Source organism: Rheinheimera faecalis, assembly GCF_021290965.1.
In the GTDB taxonomy this organism is placed as follows: Bacteria; Pseudomonadota; Gammaproteobacteria; order Enterobacterales; family Alteromonadaceae; genus Pararheinheimera; species Pararheinheimera faecalis.
In genome coordinates this window covers 52,907-72,069 of sequence record NZ_JAJOYT010000013.1, presented here as the reverse complement: position 1 = coordinate 72,069, position 19,163 = coordinate 52,907, and the positions used below count along the sequence as shown (strand labels likewise).

At 47.3% G+C, this 19,163-nt stretch carries 17 protein-coding genes; 5 read left to right on the top strand and 12 right to left on the bottom strand.

The window, feature by feature from the left end; genetic code table 11:
* Window positions 1-321 precede the first annotated feature (321 nt).
* From LSG34_RS17680 to LSG34_RS17660, 5 genes are read right to left on the bottom strand one after another with little or no spacing between them, the layout of a single operon-like run.
* Window positions 322-1,956, bottom strand: a complete 1,635-nt coding sequence (locus LSG34_RS17680) for an amino acid ABC transporter ATP-binding/permease protein (protein WP_233010449.1) — start codon at window positions 1,954-1,956, stop codon at window positions 322-324.
* Window positions 1,953-3,671, bottom strand: a complete 1,719-nt coding sequence (gene cydD / locus LSG34_RS17675) for a thiol reductant ABC exporter subunit CydD (protein ID WP_233010448.1) — start codon at window positions 3,669-3,671, stop codon at window positions 1,953-1,955. The genes LSG34_RS17680 and cydD overlap by 4 nt, the downstream gene beginning before the upstream one ends.
* A gap of 17 nt (window positions 3,672-3,688) precedes the next feature.
* Window positions 3,689-3,805: a cytochrome bd-I oxidase subunit CydX gene (gene cydX, locus LSG34_RS17670; protein ID WP_053425345.1), complete on the bottom strand. Its 117-nt coding sequence runs from the start codon at window positions 3,803-3,805 to the stop codon at window positions 3,689-3,691.
* Between the two features lie 11 nt (window positions 3,806-3,816).
* Window positions 3,817-4,953 (bottom strand): cytochrome d ubiquinol oxidase subunit II, encoded by a 1,137-nt coding sequence (gene cydB, locus LSG34_RS17665; protein WP_233010447.1) that lies wholly within the window; start codon window positions 4,951-4,953, stop codon window positions 3,817-3,819.
* Between the two features lies 1 nt (window position 4,954).
* Entirely contained in the window at window positions 4,955-6,505 is a 1,551-nt protein-coding gene (locus LSG34_RS17660) for a cytochrome ubiquinol oxidase subunit I (protein ID WP_233010445.1), read from the bottom strand.
* 238 nt (window positions 6,506-6,743) lie between these two features.
* Here LSG34_RS17660 and LSG34_RS17655 point away from each other — a divergent pair, with 238 nt between their 5' ends.
* Window positions 6,744-7,553 carry an NAD-dependent epimerase/dehydratase family protein gene (locus LSG34_RS17655; protein WP_233010443.1) on the top strand — a complete coding sequence of 270 codons (810 nt, stop codon included), beginning with the start codon at window positions 6,744-6,746 and terminating at the stop codon, window positions 7,551-7,553.
* 29 nt (window positions 7,554-7,582) lie between these two features.
* On the opposite strand, the gene LSG34_RS17650 is transcribed toward LSG34_RS17655, so the two are convergent.
* Entirely contained in the window at window positions 7,583-7,783 is a 201-nt protein-coding gene (locus LSG34_RS17650) for a heavy-metal-associated domain-containing protein (protein ID WP_233010442.1), read from the bottom strand.
* Between the two features lie 184 nt (window positions 7,784-7,967).
* On the opposite strand from LSG34_RS17650, the gene LSG34_RS17645 reads away from it, so the two are divergent.
* Together LSG34_RS17645 and cueR are read left to right on the top strand one after the other, a co-directional pair.
* Window positions 7,968-10,145, top strand: a complete 2,178-nt coding sequence (locus LSG34_RS17645) for a heavy metal translocating P-type ATPase (protein ID WP_233010441.1) — start codon at window positions 7,968-7,970, stop codon at window positions 10,143-10,145.
* Between the two features lie 4 nt (window positions 10,146-10,149).
* Complete coding sequence (gene cueR / locus LSG34_RS17640; protein WP_233010440.1) at window positions 10,150-10,560, top strand: Cu(I)-responsive transcriptional regulator; 411 nt, start codon at window positions 10,150-10,152, stop codon at window positions 10,558-10,560.
* A gap of 64 nt (window positions 10,561-10,624) precedes the next feature.
* On the opposite strand, the gene LSG34_RS17635 is transcribed toward cueR, so the two are convergent.
* The 5 genes from LSG34_RS17635 to LSG34_RS17615 form a co-directional block, all read right to left on the bottom strand.
* Window positions 10,625-12,400, bottom strand: a complete 1,776-nt coding sequence (locus LSG34_RS17635) for a S8 family peptidase (protein WP_233010438.1) — start codon at window positions 12,398-12,400, stop codon at window positions 10,625-10,627.
* A gap of 395 nt (window positions 12,401-12,795) precedes the next feature.
* The gene (locus tag LSG34_RS17630) at window positions 12,796-14,190 is read right to left on the bottom strand and encodes a multicopper oxidase family protein (protein WP_233010436.1); all 1,395 of its coding nucleotides are present in this window, start codon (window positions 14,188-14,190) and stop codon (window positions 12,796-12,798) included.
* Window positions 14,191-14,202: 12 nt separating this feature from the next.
* The gene (locus tag LSG34_RS17625) at window positions 14,203-15,591 is read right to left on the bottom strand and encodes a TolC family protein (protein ID WP_233010434.1); all 1,389 of its coding nucleotides are present in this window, start codon (window positions 15,589-15,591) and stop codon (window positions 14,203-14,205) included.
* Entirely contained in the window at window positions 15,575-16,084 is a 510-nt protein-coding gene (locus LSG34_RS20790) for a hypothetical protein (RefSeq protein ID WP_269822950.1), read from the bottom strand. Before LSG34_RS20790 ends, LSG34_RS17625 begins: the two co-directional genes overlap by 17 nt.
* Window positions 16,085-16,167: 83 nt before the next feature.
* Window positions 16,168-16,620 (bottom strand): hypothetical protein, encoded by a 453-nt coding sequence (locus LSG34_RS17615; RefSeq protein WP_233010432.1) that lies wholly within the window; start codon window positions 16,618-16,620, stop codon window positions 16,168-16,170.
* A 166-nt stretch (window positions 16,621-16,786) separates the two neighbouring features.
* Here LSG34_RS17615 and LSG34_RS17610 point away from each other — a divergent pair, with 166 nt between their 5' ends.
* Both LSG34_RS17610 and LSG34_RS17605 read left to right on the top strand, forming a co-directional pair.
* Window positions 16,787-17,152, top strand: coding sequence for a DUF3703 domain-containing protein (locus LSG34_RS17610; protein WP_233010431.1), 366 nt, complete (start codon window positions 16,787-16,789; stop codon window positions 17,150-17,152).
* 60 nt (window positions 17,153-17,212) lie between these two features.
* A complete protein-coding gene (locus LSG34_RS17605; protein WP_233010430.1) occupies window positions 17,213-18,790 on the top strand; it encodes an ATP-binding protein in 1,578 nt (525 codons plus the stop codon).
* Here LSG34_RS17605 and LSG34_RS17600 read toward each other — a convergent pair.
* Entirely contained in the window at window positions 18,787-19,089 is a 303-nt protein-coding gene (locus LSG34_RS17600; protein WP_233010429.1) for a DUF1330 domain-containing protein, read from the bottom strand. The genes LSG34_RS17605 and LSG34_RS17600 overlap by 4 nt on opposite strands.
* Between the last annotated feature and the right edge of the window lie 74 nt (window positions 19,090-19,163).

The following is a 19,163-nucleotide window of genomic DNA, read 5'->3' as shown; positions in this document are numbered from 1 at the left end:
TTTTATAATGTTGTACGTTTTTGCAGGCCAAAGGGGTTCAGCCTTTTAAAAATCAGTAGTCAACCTTGACTAAGTTTTTGTTTTCTATAAGGTGTGCGGCCCTGCTGCTGGTCGGATGTCCCTGTAATACTTCATTGATTTGGAATTGTACCAATTTTACAATTGCATTAACTTTTGTCGCATGAATTATACAACCCGACGAATTGAATTACTAGTTTTTTCATATTTATCAAATTTTCATTTGATTTTTTAGTGAAAAAACATCATCTCATTCTTTAAACATAGCTAAGAGCGCGGAGTTGGTGGGTATTTTTGTTTGATTTACAACAACTTTAAATGCAATTGATGGCAACCCAGGTCAACAGCTAATGTCTGATGACTGGCAATGATCAGAATTTGTTGCTGACAACGATGGCGAAGGGTCTGAATGAGTTGATGTGCGGTATCTGGATCCAAGCCCACTAAAGGCTCATCGAGTAAAAGAATACTGCTGTTTTGTAACAACAAGCGGGCTAAGGCAATGCGTCTGGCTTGCCCACCTGACACTGCAACCCCGTATTCACCCAGTTCAGTGTCAAGCCCCAGTGGTAAAGTGGCTAGCCAATCACTTAACGCAGTATCTGTAAGAACTTGGCGCAGCTCATCATCACTGGCATTTGGCCTAGCCATGCGTAAGTTCGCCGCCAGGGTCATATTAAATAAGCTGACGTGTTGCGACAACAAACTAATATGCTCCCGCTGCGTTGACGCTGTATAAAGCTGTAGCTCTTTACTATTGAGCAAAACACGACCTGATACAGGCGTCAGCCAGCCTGCCAGAGTGGAGAGTAAGGTCGATTTTCCCACTCCGGATGGACCTTGTAGCCACAGCATATCGCCAGCTTTTAAGCTGGAATTCACTGGTGTTGTTTGTTGTAATGCTCCAGGATAAGCAACACTAAGTTGCTGCAGCTCAAGTGTTATTGGTCCGGTTAAGCCAGTGCAAGTGCCGGTCGGAGCTTCTGGCTGAATTTGATTCAGTCGCTGTTTTGCCATGGCGCTGTCCGCCAGGTGCCGATATAAAGTCGCCAATGGCAACCAGAGTTCTGTTAAAGCTAAAGTGGACATCAGCATAGCCACCAGGGCTGCAATGCTGATCTGCTGTTCTGCCGCTAAAGGCAAAGCGATGATCAGCAAATGAAAGCTCATCAGCGCTAAACCGCTAAATAGCAAAAATTGACAGCACAAATCCAGCACTTGCTGGCGCCATAACAAGTCTTGGTACTGGCGTTCTGTCTGTTGCCATTGTTGCTCTGCAGCTGTCCAGCCCTGATGCAGTTGCAACATAGTCAGAGCTGATAAAGGCTCCAGTAATTCTTGCCGGCGCTTTGATGCCAGTTCTACTAAGGTACAGGCGCGTCGATAACCGAATGCAACACCGCAAGCTGGTACTAATAACAAGATACAGAGATATGCCAAGGCAACCTGGGCCAGTTCGGATTGCCAAAACCACAATGCTGTGAGCCAGCCAGAACTTATCAGGCAGGCCCAGAATACTGGAGCGACCACACGCAAAGGCCATTGATCCAGTCGATCTATGTCGGTGATAAGTTTTTGCAACAGATCGGCTGATTTAGTATCAGGTTGAACGCTACTGGCTAAAAAACGTCGCATAAACCATAGCCGCAATTGTTGCAGCAATAACAAGATGGCGTTATGTGAACTCAGGCGTTCGAAGTAGCGGCTGGCTGTGCGGCTGATGGCAAAAAAACGGATAAGGGCTGCAGGGCCAAAATAGTTAAAGCTGGCAGCGCTGGCAAGATGCAAACCCGCCAAAGCAGAGGCAGTAATAAACCAGCCGGAGACAGTTAATAGCCCCATAATACTGGCCAGGGTTAAAGCACCTAAAGCCAGGCTGAGTAACCACCAGCGCCAGTGCGGGCGCATTAAAGCTGATAGTTTCAGTTGATCTTTCATAAGGCGTCCTGCCGGTAACTGGCCTGATACAGCGGATGCGCCTGAACTTCTGCCACTGTGCCTTTGGCGATAATCTGTCCCTGGTTGATTAACCAAACCTGATCCAGCCAGTCAAGATGCTGCAATTGATGGGTCGCCAGCAGCAGAGTTTTGCCGCGGCTTAACTGCTCTACTTGCTGAAAATACAGTTGCTGTTGTTCAGGATGCAACATAGAAGCCGGTTCATCCAGCAGCCAACACCAACTTTGTTTTAATAAAGCTCTGGCAAGAGCCAGGCGCTGCAGTTGTCCGCCCGATAAGCCAATGCCACTCTCGGCAAGTACTGTGTCCAGACCCGCAGGCAAAGCAAAGACAAAGTCGGCACAAAAAGCCTGTTGCAATATCAGTTTGAGTTCAGCTTCTGTTGCAGATGCTTTGGCCAGCAGCAAATTACTGCGCAAACTGCCACTTAACCACTGGCTTTGTTGAGATAAATACACCAGCTGCTGTCGCCATTGGGCTAAATTCAGATCAGTTAAAACATGATCACCAATACTGATCTGACCTTGATCCGGCTGCTGAAAGCCTAATAAAGACTCGAGCAAACTGGTTTTGCCAGCACCGCTTGGGCCTACTAAGCCAATACGTTGCGACGGTAAAACCTGCGCCTGAATATCTGTTAGTAACGCAGCTCTGTGTTCTGAACCCAACACACTTAATTGCCGGAACTCAATACAGACCGGCTCTGTTGGGGCTGGAGTGTCGCCGCCTGTACAAACAGCTAAAGCCCAGATAGGAGCCAGACTGTTAAAAGCGGCTTCGGCCTGAGCTTTGGCATGATAATCCGCACCCAATTGTCGCAGTGGTGCATAAAACTCAGGCGCCATCAGTAAAATAAACAGCGCTGGTTGATAAGACACAGGAATTTGCGCTTTAGCCCAAGGCAGCTCGCCAAGTAGACCTAAACCCAGATACAAAGCGACCAGTGCTATGGCTAAAGAGGCAAACAGCTCCAACACAGCGCCGGATAAAAAAGCTTTGCTTAACACCGACATGGTGCGGGTTCTGTACTCTTCACTGGCGTTATTTAGCCTGTTCAGTACCAATGGTTCAGCTTGTAATTGACGGATAAGCGCCGCGCCTCGTAAAAACTCCAGAAAACGTCCGCCTAATAAACCTAAAGCCTGAACTTGTTGCTGACTGGCTTCTGCGGCTTTTTTGCCGAGTAAAATCATAAAAAGTGGAATAAGTGGAGCTGTGGCTAATAACAGCAGGGCGGCTAGCAGGCTTTGACTGGCTACAGCGATGGATATAAATAAAGGGCAAAGCAGCACAAGATAAAGCTGCGGATAATAACGACTAATATAAGGGTCAAGCGCGTCGACTTGTTCCAGCAAACGGGTAGATAAATCACCGTCAGAGGCGATACGCTGCCGCAGTGGCCCAGCCTGACTAATAATGCCAAGTAGCTGATGGCGGATTGAAGTACGTAGCTTTTGACTGGCAGAGAGCGCCAGTAAATCTTTGGCTGCCAACAGCACAGGGCGCAGCAGCCAAAGCACTAAAATATGCAGCAGCAAATCCGTTGGAATTGGTTGCTGGTGTAAAGCCAGATTGCACAAAGTTGCCAGCAACCAACACTGCCAGATCATCAGTAAAGAGGCCGCTGCACCCAGCGCTATGGCGAGGTACAAGCGGTTTTTTTCTGACTGGACTAATTGCCTCAAAGACAACACAGGCATCAAATCCTTATCTACTCTGATGGCTCGTTCTCTTCGCCGGGGTAGCCATTAAACTCCAGCCACATCGCATTGATGATGCCAAAAGAGCAGGCCAGTAACACGCCTAAAATCCAGGTGAAATACCACATAACGCTGCTCCTTAATACAATGAGTGGTTGTTCTCGCTAATAGAATTGCGGTTTAAACGGCCCCACATTTTCCAGTAACACCAGGCTGTGTAGGCCAGAATGATGGGCACAAAAATACAGGCCACCACAAACATGATTTTTAATGTCAGTTCACTGGAGGTTGCATCCCACATCGTCAGGCTGTGATTTGGCATGCTGCTGGACGGCATAATAAAAGGGAACATAGACACACCGGCGGTCATAATCACCCCTGTGAGTGCAAGTGAAGAGGCAACAAAAGCTTGCCAGCCTTTGGCCAGTTTGCTGCAAAAGGCTGATAGCAGGAAAGCCGCTACACCCAGCACCGGGAAAATCCATAACAGCGGATAAGTTTCATAATTGCTAAACCAGGCGCCACTGCTCACTTCCACTGTTTTAGTCACAGCACTATTAATAGCATTGCTGTCGATCAGGCTAGTCACTTTATAGCCCATACCAGCAGAAGCCAGCCATACACCTGCTGCTATAAACAACACAGCTGCCAGAGTCGCGCTGATTAAAGACACAGCTTCGGCACGCTGGCGTAGCGGCGCTTCGGTTTTCATTTGCAGATAACAAGCGCCTTGATTGATAAACATCAGCAGACTCAATACTCCCACCAGCAAGGCAAATGGGTTTAATAAAGCCCAGAATGAACCTGTATAGTAAATCCGCAGCAGGTCATCAAAGTGGAAAGGCACACCTTGCAACAGGTTGCCAAATGCCACACCAAAAATAATTGGAGGTATGGCAGAACCAGCTGTTAAGGCCCAGTCCCAGTTGCTGCGCCATTCGGCATTATCCAGCTTAGAGCGATAATCAAAGCCGATAGGGCGTAAAAATAGCGCTGCTAATGTCAGCATCATCGCCAGGTAAAAACCGCTGAAGGCCGTAGCATACACAGGCGGCCAGGCAGCAAATAAAGCACCACCTGCAGTGATCAACCAGACCTGATTACCGTCCCAGTGCGGCGCGACTGCATTGATCAAAATACGGCGTTCGGTATCGTCGCGGCCTATGACTTTGAGCAGTGCACCAACCCCCATATCAAAACCATCTGTTACGGCAAAACCAATCAGCAGGACACCAACCAACAACCACCAGATAAAGCGTAAAAATTCATAATCCATGTTAAACCTCCCGGGCCTGTTCGCCGTGATACTTGCCGGTATGGATAGAAGCAGGGCCTTTACGGGCAAAATGCTGCATCAACCAGACTTCGATGATCAGAAACACTGTATAAAGCGCGGTAATAGCCAATAAGCTGATCCAAATTTCTGTGGTACTGAGTTGGGAAGCCGCTAAATGCGTGGGCAATATTTCACCTACAGCCCATGGCTGACGACCATATTCAGCGACAAACCAACCCGCTTCACAGGCAATCCATGGCAGAGGTAACGAAAACAGTGCGGCTTTGAGTAACCAGCGTGGTTTCTCTGGTGTACGTTTTGCGCTGTGATAAAAGGACAAGGCAAACACCAGCAGCATAATAAAACCTGCTGCTACCATCACACGGAAGGACCAGAACAGCGGTGCCACTTTAGGAATACTATTCTGTACAGCTTGTTCCACCTGCTCTGCAGTGGCATTGACAGGATCCTCTGTGTAAGCCATTAACAGCAGGCCATAACCTAAGTCATTTTTCACCAGATCAAAGGCTGCGATATTTTCCGGCGTTTTTTCACCGGCTCGGAGTTTTTTCAGCAGACCATAAGCAGCTTGGCCATTGACGATACGCTGACGGTGAATGTCTTTCAGCTCCGCCAGGCCCATCACTTCTTTATCCAAAGAACGAGTGGCTATCAGGCCCATAGCACCCGGAATTTTCAGCGCATAGTCAGTGGTTTGAGTTTCTTCATTCGGGATACCGAAAAGGGTAAAATCTGCTGGTGCTTTTTGGGTTTCCCACTCAGCTTCTACTGCCGCTAGTTTTACTTTTTGTACATCACCCAGCTCATAACCAGACTCGTCGCCCAACACAATCACAGACAACACACTGGCTAAACCAAAGGCGGAGGCAATAGCAAAACTGCGGCGGGCAAAAGCCAAGTCACGGCCTTTGAGCATATACCAGGCCGAAATGGCCAGCACAAACATAGCGCCTGTGACATAACCTGCGGAGACGGTATGGACAAACTTCACTTGCGCGACAGGGTTAAACACCACTTCGCTGAAGCTGACCATTTCCATCCTCATGGTTTCAAAATTAAATTCTGCACCAATAGGATGTTGCATCCAGCCGTTGGCTATTAAAATCCACAGCGCCGATAGGTTGGAGGCCAAAGCCACCAGCCAGGTCACAGTTAAATGTTGCACTTTGGTTAGTCTGTCCCAACCAAAAAAGAACAAGCCCACTAAAGTGGATTCAAGGAAAAATGCCATCAGGCCTTCAATGGCCAATGGTGCGCCAAAAATGTCCCCCACATAATGCGAATAATAAGACCAGTTGGTGCCAAACTGGAACTCCATCGCTATGCCAGTGGTGACGCCTAAAGCGAAGTTAATCGCAAATAGTTTGCCCCAGAATTTAGTCATATCACGGTAAATTTCTTTACCTGTCATAACATAAACTGACTCCATAATGGCCAGTAGAAAGGTCATACCCAAAGTTAAGGGCACAAATAAGAAGTGATACATTGCCGTAGCGGCAAACTGTAACCGTGATAGTTCTACAACATCCATTCGGATTGCTCCTCCATCTGGAACTGTGGGCCTGTTATTTTGGTTAAAACAGTAATCAGTAGCTAAAACTCATACATCAGCATGAGTGAACACTAAGCTACGCCTTTTGTCTGTCTGCTGTGTTGACGCGGATCAATAAAAATTGATGAATAAGTTGTAAATAGTGGAAATTTGATAAAAATCGCAATCGGTATTCTGTTACTATCAAACTCAACATCAGGATTGTGAAGGCTCAGGTATGAAAATATTAGTGATAGGTGCAGGTTGGTTGGGAACTCAACTGGCGACACAGCTCAAAGCAGATGGGCATGAGTTATGGCTCAGTAGCCGCAGTGCCACTAAATCTTCTGCTGTGACTGAGCAGTTTGGTCATTTTGTGTTGGACTTGGGACAATCTGTAAGGCCTACAGCAGAACTGGAATCTTTGTTTAAGGACGCCCTGATTATCTGCACAGTTCCTGCCAGCCGTTCTGACGGTGAGAGCTACACCAGAGCTGTAGCTCAGCTAGCTACTTTGATGAAGCAGTTAGGCGCTGTAGCTTGCATTCATTTAAGCAGCACTGGCATCTATGAAGGACTGTCTGGCGAGGTGGATGAACAAAGCCAGTTACAACTGGCCGATCCGCGTATTGAATTACTGGCTGTGGGTGAGCAATTATTAAGAGTCGCAGTGCCTTGTTGCACTTTACGTCTGGCGGGTTTAATTGGTCCAGGCCGTCATCCGGCTCGGTTTTTATCTGGCAAGCAAGCTGGTGCAGCTGATGTGGCGGTGAATATGGTGCATAGCAGCGATATTTGTGCTGCAGTATCAGCCATAGTTCAGCAGCAGTTGTGGCCAGAGCTGTATAACTTATCTAGTCCTGCGTTTTGCTCTAAAGCAGAGTTTTATTTAACAGCCTGTGAACTGGCATCTCTGCCAGCTCCGGTATTTGAGTCTAAAAGCACAGCAACACCAAGCCGCAGAGTGATCAGCGCAAAATCTCAGACTATTGCTGGCTTTCACTACCAGTTTGAGTCTGCTTTGGCTGCTTTACCTTTTTGTAGTTGAGTTTTGGCTAAACCAAAGTTACTGCAAAGTTAAAGCTCTGTAGCCGGGTAACCGGCTTCATCCAGCGCTGCGATAATATCCTCTGCTGCCAAATCGCTTTCGACACTCACCTGCTGCTGTGCTAAGTCAACTGTCACTTTGGCATCAGCCTGCAATTTTGCTACGGCTTTATTCACCATGCTGATGCAGTGGTTACAGCTCATGCCTGTTACTTTCAATTGTACTTTCATCGGTCTTTCCTTTTTTTGCTGCTCTTTGTGAGTTCGCGAACATGGTGCAAGCTTGTCCCATGGTAAGGTCAAGCACTGTTCGTTAAAGCTCATTAGTTGAATTTTTCCGTTGACCTTACCCTAAGGGTAAGCTTTAGCCTTATTACTGTCAGGTCATTGCACCTTTTTTGTCTGGAGTCATGGTATGTCTGAACAGATCCAACTGAATATTAGCGGAATGAGCTGTGCTTCCTGTGTGGGCCGCATCGAAAAAGCTTTAGCAAAGGTCAGCGGTGTAGAGCAGGCGAGTGTTAATCTGGCCAGTGAAACAGCAACGGTCAGCGGCCTTTCACTTGTGCCACAACAACTGATAGCCGCAGTCGAAAAGGCAGGTTATCAGGCCAGTTTGCCGGAAGAAAAAGCAGAGGCTTCAACGACAGGAACTGGGTTTTATCAGCAGGAGTGGTGGCCTGTTGCTGCAAGCATAGTACTTACCTTACCTTTGGTCCTACCGATGTTTGGCTTGTTGTTTGGTGTGGACTGGATGCTGCCGTCTTTCTGGCAATGGCTGCTGGCAACTCCAGTGCAGTTTTATTTTGGCGCGCGTTTTTACAAAGCAGGCTGGGCTGCACTCAAAGCAGGCAGTGGCAATATGGACTTGCTGGTGGCCATAGGCACCAGCGCTGCTTATGGTTTGTCGTTGTATTTATGGTGGAGTTTTAATGCGCAGCATGGGCAACACGGCGCCCCTCACCTGTATTTTGAAAGCAGCAGTGCGGTATTAAGTCTGGTGCTTTTAGGTAAATACCTTGAGCACAAAGCAAAAAAACGCACTACTGATGCCTTAAAAGCTCTGGAGAATCTAAAACCTGCTGTGGCTACTTTGTTTCAAAATGGTCAGTGGCTGGAAGTAAAAGCAGAAACTGTACAAAAAGGTGATCTGGTGCTGGTAAAGCCGGGTGAACGCATTCCGGTTGATGCTTTGGTTGAGCAAGGCCAAAGCCATGTCGATGAAGCGCTGATCAGTGGTGAGTCTGTGCCAGTCCCTAAAACACTGGCTGATAAAGTGACTGGTGGTTCTGTCAATCTGGATGGGGTATTACAAATCAGAGCGACAGCTGTCGGAGCTGAATCTACCTTGTCCCGTATTATTCAACTGGTAGAGCAGGCTCAAGGGGCTAAAGCGCCGGTGCAGGCACTGGTGGATAAAATCAGTGCCATCTTTGTACCTGCGGTATTGGTCATAGCTTTAGTCACCTTACTGGGCTGGGGTTTTATAACGGATGACTGGGTGGCTGGTATTTTAAATGCAGTGGCTGTGCTGGTGATTGCCTGTCCTTGCGCTCTTGGCTTAGCAACACCAGCCGCTATTATGGCAGGTACAGGTTCAGCGGCACGTTCTGGCATTTTGATTAAAGACGCCACAGCCTTAGAGCAAGCCCAAGCCATAACACTGGTGGTGTTTGATAAAACAGGCACCTTAACCCAGGGCAAACCCCTGTTGCAGCAATTCAGCACTTTTATTGATGAGCCGAAGCTGCTGAAGTGGGCCACCTCGTTGCAGCAGCACAGTGAGCATCCTTTAGCCAAAGCTTTGGTTAGTTATGCCACAGAACATCAGGTCAAAGCTGTTGAAACAGCAGAGTTTCAGGTGGTGGCAGGTAAAGGTGTATTGGGCAAGGTTGAAGGCCATGACTTAGTGCTTGGCAGCAGTCACTGGATGCAACAGCTTGGGCTTGAGTTACCACAAGATCAAATTCAAACCAGCGGTGCATCAGTATCCTGGCTGGCAGAGCAACAAGCTGATGAAAGTTATAGGTTATTAGCATTGTTTTGTTTTACTGACGAGTTAAAACCTGATGCGCTGCAAGCCGTCAGCTTATTAAAACAACAAGGTATAGCAGTGGCTATGTTAACGGGTGACACTAAGGCCAGTGCGACTTCAATAGCGCAGCAACTGCAGTTAACCCACTGGCAAGCAGAAGTGCTGCCAGTTGAAAAAGCGGCTGCCATTCAGCTTTGGCAGCAACAAGGTTATAAAGTGGCGATGGTGGGGGACGGCATCAACGATGCACCAGCTTTGGCGCAGGCTGATTTAGGTATAGCTATGGCGAGCGGTACAGAAGTGGCTGTCAGTGCTTCAGCTATGACCTTAATGCGTAGTCAACCGCTGTTAGTCAGCGCCGCCTTACAGATAGCACGGCTTAGTTTCCGTAAAATTCAGCAAAATCTGTTTTGGGCTTTTATCTTTAACATAGTGGGCATTCCATTGGCCGCTTTAGGGTATTTAAATCCGGTGATTGCGGGTGCTGCTATGGCTTGTAGCAGTTTAGTGGTGATTAGCAATGCCTTGTTATTACAGCGCTGGAAAGCAAAGGAGTAAAATGATGGCTACTTTGGTTAATTCTTTAGTGACTATTGGCCAAGCTGCAAAACAGACCGGGCTTTCTGCCAAAATGATTCGTTATTATGAAGAAGCAGGGTTGTTGCTTAAAGCCAATAGAACAGATGCGGGCTATAGGTTGTATAACAGTCAACAGCTGCAGCAACTGGGTTTTATTAAACAGGCTCGTACTTTAGGCTTTTCAATAGTACAAATTAGCTCTTTGTTGGGGTTATGGCGTGATCCACAGCGCAGCAGCAGAGAAGTAAAGCAACTGGCTGAACAGCATCTGGATGAAATAAAACAAAAAGTAGCTGAATTACAGCAGATGCAAAAGGTATTGCAACAATTAGCCGACAGCTGTTGCGGTGACGATCAACCCCAGTGCGCTATTTTGGATGGCCTGCAAAAATGAACTTCTGAAGGCTAGAAAAGAAGATCCCGGCAAATACCGGGATCTTCACCTAAAAGCCCAGGGATTAAGGCTGATAAGAGGTTGTCAAGGTTACACCTGATACCGCTGTGTAACCACGGATACCAATATGGTAAGTGGCGGCAACAGGGTTATTGAAAGTACAGCTTTCAGTATTGCCATTCAGGTATGGACGGCAGTCATAAGTAGAAGTGGTAGGTTGTGAACCACGACGTACATACAGATCAGCATCACCTGAACCACCAGAGGTATTGACAGTCAGAACGCTCATACCGGCAGGAACGACCACTGTGTAATATTTCCAGCTGTTACGTGCAACAGAAATATTGTTCACAGTTGAAGTTGCACCTGTGCCACCACCGCCGCCAGTACCTGAAGCTGCCGCTACTGCAGCTGCAGCATCAACAATACCAGTACCACAGCTGGTGCAGGTTGCAGGGAAAGAACGGGTAGTTGTTTTCAGGATGGTTTCAATTTCATCCGGTGTAGCTGCTGGTTTTTTCTGAGCTATTAACGCTGCAACACCTGCTACATGAGGAGCTGCCATTGAAGTGCCCTGACTGTACCCATAGCTGTCTGAACCAGGTGTAGTGGTACCAGTATTATAAGTAGACAGAATACCGTTAGGATCGTTGGCTGAGTTCATAGCACCACCAGGTGCAGCCACATCAATAGAGGTACCGTAGTTAGAGTAATAAGCGCGGCCACCGCTGCGGTTAGTCGATGCAACGTTTACCACACCAGCACAGTTACCCGGGTTAAAGTTGTTGGCGTTTGCATTGTCATTACCTGATGCAATCACAACAACTGTACCACGTGAACGTGCGGAGTTAATGGCTGCCTGAGTAGTAGAGTCACAGGCTCCTGAACCGCCTAAACTCATGTTGATGACTTTAGCCGGGTTGGCGTTCGCCGGAACACCTGACACTGTGCCACCTGAGGCCCAAATGATACCGTCAGCTATATCTGAGGTATAACCACCACATTTACCTAATACGCGCACTGGTACTACTTTAGCGCCATAAGCCACACCAGCTACACCAGAACCGTTATTAGTCACGGCAGCTACTGTGCCTGCAACGTGAGTACCGTGCCATGAAGAATCCTGAGCGGCGTGTGTGCCACCACATTCGTTCGCTAAAATCCAGTCACCCGGATCCTGTGCATTGTTGTCACGACCATTACCGTCATTACCAACAAAGTTGTCAGAAATCATGTCATAACCAGGCAGAATGTTGGCGTTTAAGTCAGCATGTGGACGGTAGCCTGTATCTAATACTGCAACTACAACTCCAGTACCTGTGGCGTTATCCCATGCCGTGTTGGCACGTAAACCACCTGTGGACTCATAATAATGCCATTGACTGGTGTACTGAGTGTCGTTTGGAGCAGCTGCAATTTGTAACATACGGTCTTCTTCAACCGATTCCACCATTGGATCCTGGGCTAACAGCTCAATGGTACGTTGAGTTTCAGCTTTTGACAGACGACGCTCGGCTTTCACCACATGACGGTTAGCGACAGCTAAAGAACGCACAAAGCTCATAGGCTCGCCAGCGCGGCTGGATAATTCAGAAGCAGCATGAGTTTTTAATTGATTCACTGAGCTTGTTGCTGTGCTGGCCAGGCCTTGTGCAGATAAGGTTGCAGCATTTTTGTATTTAACAATAAAGCGGGTTGGCGGCTCAATAGCTTTGGTTTCATTCACTTCTAAGGTGATACCTGATTTTTGTGGAGCAGCTTGTGCGGCCGTAGCCAATAAGGACAAGGCGGACAAGGTAAGCAATGAGACTTTGGATAAGTTGAATGTTTTATGTTGCATTTTGTTCTCTCAAATTATTGTTATGTGAATTGCCTCATCCCTGGAAGCCTCTGTCCCTTAATTAGTTAATAGGTTGGGCAGGCCGTACGATAATTGGTCAATAATTTGTTAATGTAAATAGTTATATATTTATCATATTTAATATTTTGTTTTCATTTTTTCGTGTTTATTGATTTTTTGTGCGATGAGTAGCCTGCTGTGAGCGGCTAAAATTCTGGGTTTGATTACATTTGGTAACAGATGTGTATTAATTGTTTTGGTTATTAGTTATTTCTAAATGATATAAGTGGGCTGTTATATTTGTCATAAAACCGAATTGAGAGCTTTTTTCTGACAAAAATGATTGGAGAGGCAACACCTCAGCACTGTTCAACAGTGCTGAGGTGTACAAACCGTCAGTGATGATGTGCACCTGGTTTTTTTACTTTCAACTCCACTGTCGCCTCTGTGATGTCAGTCTGGACCTGAGCTTGCGCTAAAGTGACTTGAGGTACTTCACCTGTCCACTCTTGTGCCACCGTACCGGTAGGATGTTGATACCACCCCGGATCTTTATAGTCTCCCGGAGCCTGGTCTTTACGCACTTTAAATATGCTGAACATACCGCCCATTTCCACTGAACCAAAAGGGCCATCGCCTGACATCATTGGCAAGGTATTGGCGGGTAGTGGCATGTTCATTTCGGTCATATCCGCCATACCACGTTCACCCATCACCATATAATCCGGTACTAGTTTATTGATTTTTTGCATCAAACCACTGTGATCGACGCCAATCAGCGTCGGCACATCATGGCCCATGGCATTCATGGTGTGGTGCGATTTATGGCAATGAAAAGCCCAGTCACCTTCTTCATCTGCTATCAATTCAATTTGCCGCATCTGACCCACAGCTACATCTGTGGTGACTTCAGGCCAGCGGGCAGAAGCAGGCACAGGGCCACCGTCTGTGCCTGTCACGGTGAACTCATGGCCATGAATATGAATAGGGTGGTTAGTCATTGTCAGGTTGCCGACCCGGATCCGCACTTTGTCGTTTTTGCGCACCACTAAAGGGTCTATGCCAGGAAATACCCTGCTATTCCAGGTCCAGAGATTAAAGTCGGTCATCGTCATAATTTTTGGAGTAGCGCTGCCGGGTTCAATATCGTAAGCGTTTAATAAAAAACAGAAATCGCGGTCTACTTCGCTGATATGCGGATGTGCCTCTTTAGGGTGGGTGATCCACATGCCCATCATGCCCATAGCCATCTGCACCATTTCATCGGCATGAGGGTGGTACATAAAAGTGCCGGGACGGCGGGCAACAAACTCATACATAAAGGTTTTACCTGGCTGTATGGCGCGCTGATTCAAGCCTGAAACTCCGTCCATACCATTAGGTAAACGCTGACCATGCCAGTGTACTGAGGTATGTTCAGGTAACTTATTCGTGACAAAAATCCGCACTCTGTCACCTTCTACCACTTCAATAGTAGGGCCTGGCGACTGACCGTTGTAGCCCCATAAATGTGCTTTCATACCTGGGGCCAGTTCACGCACAACGGGCTCCGCCACTAAATGGAATTCCTTGACACCATTATTCATACGCCATGGCAAAGTCCAGCCGTTTAACGTGACCACAGGGTTGTAAGGCCGGCCAGTGTTTGGGATCAACGGATCCATAGTATCGGCAGATTGTTGAATTACAGGTTCAGGCAAAGCTGCCATTGAGCTTCGGCTGACCGCAGCCACACCTACAGCAGCTGTAATGGCACCAACTTTTTTTAATAAATCACGACGGGTTAACATCATATTCTCCTGTTAGTGGCCAGCTGCAGTGGCAGGGCTGCTTGTGCTGTCGCTGTCTGTAGGCTGTTGCAGCGAAGGACTGCCCCATAAGCTTTGTTGCAGGCGCAGCTCTGACAGATAAAAATCGCGTAGTGCCGTCATTTGTCCTGTCACTGTCTCTACCTGGGCCTGAGTATCCGCAATCAGTTCAAATACGCCAATTAACATACCGTTGTAACGCAGCACATTTTGTTGGTTAATTTTCTGTGCCAATGGCACTAACTGATCCTGATAATGTCGGGCAATCTGATAGGAGCTTTGATGTAAGGACCAGGCCTGACGTACTTCAGAACGGGCTTTTTGCTCCAGCGCTTTGGCTTGCCACCAGGCTTGCAGATACTCTGCTTCAGCCTTGCTGATACGCGCTGACCCCGAATCAAATAACGGCAGTTCAACCCCTAAAGCCACTTCACGCTCTTCGCTATGCTGCACCGAACCTGCAATTTCAGCAGATAAACCCCGGACAAAACGACTGTTTTTCTCAAACCCCAGTTGCAGTTCAAGTTGGTTTAATCTGGCTTTGGCTTGTTGCAGATCCAGTCGTTGTGCCAGTGCTTGCTGTTCCAGATTTTCCTGAAGTGGCAAAGTGGCTGGAATAGCTGGTAAATAGGCTGGTAACTGCAGTGGCGTAGTCGGATCTACCCCTAGCAGCACAGACAACTGCTCGCGGCTTTGTTGCTGTTGTTGCTCCGTTTTAGCCAGTTGCAGGCGGATTTGGGCGGCAAACTTCAGCTGACGTGCTTGTTGCAGTTCGCTGTAATTACCCACCTGATACATACGGTTGGCAAGTTCTGCCGACGCATCTATCGCTTCCTGCACTGTTTGCAGATAGTTAAAACGCTGCTGGGCTACAACGGCTTCAATAAATGCGCTGCGGCTTTGTGTGAGTAAATCCATCAGCTGTAAAGCGACTTGCTGCTGTTGCTGCACTGCCTGCCGCGCGGCAATCGCTTTGTTTTGACTTAAAAAAATCAGGTTAAACAAGTTCAGTGAAAAATCGAGCTCTGTGCTGTAACCATCCTCTTCACGGCTTCGAATGACCCGCACGCCAGGATTCGGCAATAAACCGGCCTGAGTTAATTCAGCTTTACTGATAGCCAGAGATGCCAGTGCTGCCAAAAAGTCCGGATTGTTTAATACCGCAATACGGCTGGCATTTTCTGCTGTTAAAGGCTCTGCCAACAATCGGGCAATTTCCTGCTCTGCTTCTGCTCTTAATGCCGGATCTGTGGCTGCCAGTTGTACCTGCTCCGCTTTTGCTGTTTGCTGCACCAGATCATGCTGCTCAAGCTTTGTTGTTCCGGCGCAGGCGCTTAGTAACACCGCAGCTGCCAGCGGGCTTAGCTTAGTGATGATGCTCATGCTCATCTCCTGTTTTAGCCCTCTGATGTTCTGAATGGTCCATTTGCTGATGATTGTGGTGTTTTGAATGATCCATCGGCATGCTATGTCCGGAATGGTCCATAGTGTTATCGGAGCTATGCTTTGAATGATCCATCGGCATCGTATGTCCGGAATGGTCCATAGTGTTATCGGAGCTATGTTTTGAATGATCCATCGGCATCGTATGTCCGGAGTGATCCATAGTGTTATCGGATTTGTGTTTTGAATGATCCACAGGCATTGAGTGTTTAGAGTGATCCATTGCCTGATGACCACCCCCTTCACTGGCGTAGAATTGCCAGCCACCCAATTCGGCAACTTTTTGATTCGCCTGTTTCCAGTCCGAGGTGTTGTTTTGTATAGCCACAGAGGTGAGTGGCTGAACAGCTACAGACTCTGTATCGGATGCTGCAGGAGCTGCATAAAGCAACGTTGTGGCACAGAATAGTGCCAGATAAATAAGCTGATGCATAAAATAATAACCTGTTTAATAAAGCTGAAAAATACACAACACAACAAGCGCTAAGGTCGGCTTTTGTGGTGCAAAGGCAGTGATCAGCTGTACAAACGGGGAGGGCGTTCCAGACTTGCAAGGGTCAAAGGGAAAACTGAAGAAGTTAAACTCAAGATACGTTCGTTTTGTGGTGGCTCAGGTATAAAATCCGATGGATTGACCATCAGCACTGCAGCGGCACAACTGACAGCACAGCCTGAACAAGAAGATGCGTGGTCATTCATTAACTGATTTACTGAATCATCCACCATCATCTGCTGATGCTCCGACATGTCGCTGGCTTGAGCAGGCAATTCTGCGTTGTGGTGACTATGCCCGCTCATCATGCTGTGATCCATCACTGAGGGCTTAGATTGAACTGAGGAATGTTCTGAATGAGCTGTGTGCTCCGGGCCACAACATAACATAGCGGCAGCTGCCACTCCTTTAAACAGGAGTAAGCTGATAAGCATTAGTAAACTAACCCAGGATACCTGACCCCGATTTCTGTTCATGCTGTTTTGCTTGCTATGTTGTCCAACGAAGTATTGGCGCTACCCTAATACAAAGCATTAAAAAACTCAAGATAAAGGCTGGTTTTAGAGATCAGTGCAAAACCTTGACTGAGCAACAAAGCCGCGTCATTGTAAGGATAATTACCTATACCGGAACTTTATAAAGATGCCATCAGCAGTAGAACAGGCTTTTCATGCTGAAGTAAAACAAGCTTTACAGGCACGCTATCAGCAAAACTGGTCAGAAGCCTGGTCGCATTTAGAGCGTGCGCATATTCTGGGACAACAGTTGTTTATCCTACATATGCAAAGTCACTGGCTGATGCTAAAACTTGCAGCTGATCAGTCCAACTGGACTGAAATTCGTGGTCAGCTATTGCGCTTATTACTGACCCCTGTCGGGCACTTAACCGGACGTTTGCCTCTGGGTAACCCAGGGTCCAGTCGTTACCCGGTGTTGCAACCTCTGCCTGTGCCGGATGATCTACAATCGCTGTTATCAGGTACAAAAAAACAGGACCATCAAGGCTGAGTTAATTATTCTATGGTATGTTTTAGCTAAAGAATGTGTTGCCGCATAAGGAGTGCACGTATGCAGGTTGCTGCAGTTCCCCAGAATGAACAAGACAGATTAAAAGCGCTGCTGAAATTACAAATCCTTGACACTGAACCTGACAGTACATTTGATGCGGTAACGTCTCTAGCTGCCAGCATATTTCAGGTGCCCATAGTCTTGGTGTCGTTAATAGACGAACAGCGGCAATGGTTTAAAAGCAGGCAAGGGCTGGATGTGTGCCAGACAGACCGTAAACTGGCGTTTTGTGCTCATGCTATTTTGCAGCCAGATATTTTTATCGTTGAAGACGCATTACAAGACGAACGTTTTTCAGGTAACCCTCTGGTCTGTACTATTCCAAATATTCGTTTTTATGCCGGTTGTCCGCTGATCAATGAGCAGGGTTATGCTTTAGGTACTTTGTGCATTATTGACCGTGTACCGAGGCAGATGACAGAGCAAGACAAAACTATACTGCGCAAGCTTGCAGTGATGGTGATGGAAAGACTCAACGAACACAAACGCAAACTGCAAACTGAACATAAGCTGCAACTACTGGATTTGTTGCTCGATTCCATTCCTGATGCGCTGGTGGCCTGTGACAGTGAAGGGCAACTGGAGCAATTTAACAAAGTCGCGCGTGACTGGCACGGTGTCGATGTGCGTCATTGCGACGCTGAATTATGGAGCCATCATTACGATTTGTACGAAGAGGATGGTCATACCGTATTACCGGTTGAGCGAATTCCTTTGCTCAGAGCTTTTCACGGCGAAACTGTGGTCAGTCAGGATATTTGTATTAAAAGTAAAAACCAGCCTCCGCGCTGGGTGCGTTGTCGTGGTGAGCAGCTCAAAGCGCGCTCCGGTCAACTGCTTGGTGCTTTAGTTTTGATGCATGATATCAGTGAGCAAAAACAGCTGGAGCAGATGAAAACTGATTTTATCTCGACAGTCAGTCATGAACTACGAACCCCTATAACCGCTATTAGTGGCGGATTGGATTTAGTCATTAATCAGGTATTAGGGCCTATTCCTGAAAAAGCTTTGGCGATGCTCAAAGTGGCCAGCCAAAACAGCAAAAGGCTGCAACTGCTGGTCAATGATTTATTGGATATGGAAAAACTAAGCGCAGGGAAAATGGACTTTTATCTGCAACCTTGTGATTTAGCTGTGGAATGTCAGCAAGCTGTTGCACAGAATCAACCCTACGCTGACAAGTATGCTGTGCAACTTTGTGCGCCCAACAACGAATCTGTGAGGATGCAACTTGATAGCCACAGATTGCAGCAGGTGCTGAGCAATTTATTGTCCAACGCTATAAAATACTCAAAAGCCGGTGCAGAGGTAGTGCTGAGTTATGCTCAGCTTGATGGCAAGATTCGCATTCAGGTGGAAGACAAAGGCGAGGGCATACCGCTGCATTTTCAGGAAAAAATCTTCCAGCGTTTTGCCCAGGCTGATGGCTCTGATTCCAAAGCCAAATCCGGCACAGGTCTGGGGCTTGCGATCAGTAAAGCCATTATTGAATCTATGGGGGGCAGCATAGGCTTTCACTCAGTGCCCGGACAAGGCACTGTGTTTTATTGTGACTTTCCGGTTGTTGAAAGCCTCTAGTCCGCTTTTTGATAACTGGCCAGAATATGGGAAGCGGCAACCGCAGGTTCAAAATACTGTTGCCGTATCGCCAGATAATCCGGATGGCTAAAAAAACTGTCCATCAGTTGTTGGCTGGCAAAATAAATGGTGAAGACTCTGTTGATTGCCGTATCTGCAGGTTTCAGGCTATGTTGCACCATAAAATCACAACCAAAATCCCCCTGATGCTGATGCAATAGAGGCGTCATTAAACGGCGATATTCGGCATAAAGTTGTGGATTGCTGACCTCCAGACCTACTAATAATTCAACAGCCATTTTTTGTCCTCTGCCTTAGAAAAAACACCACTTTAAACAGCAATGATCTGCTGAGCAAGTTGCGGTATGAAATT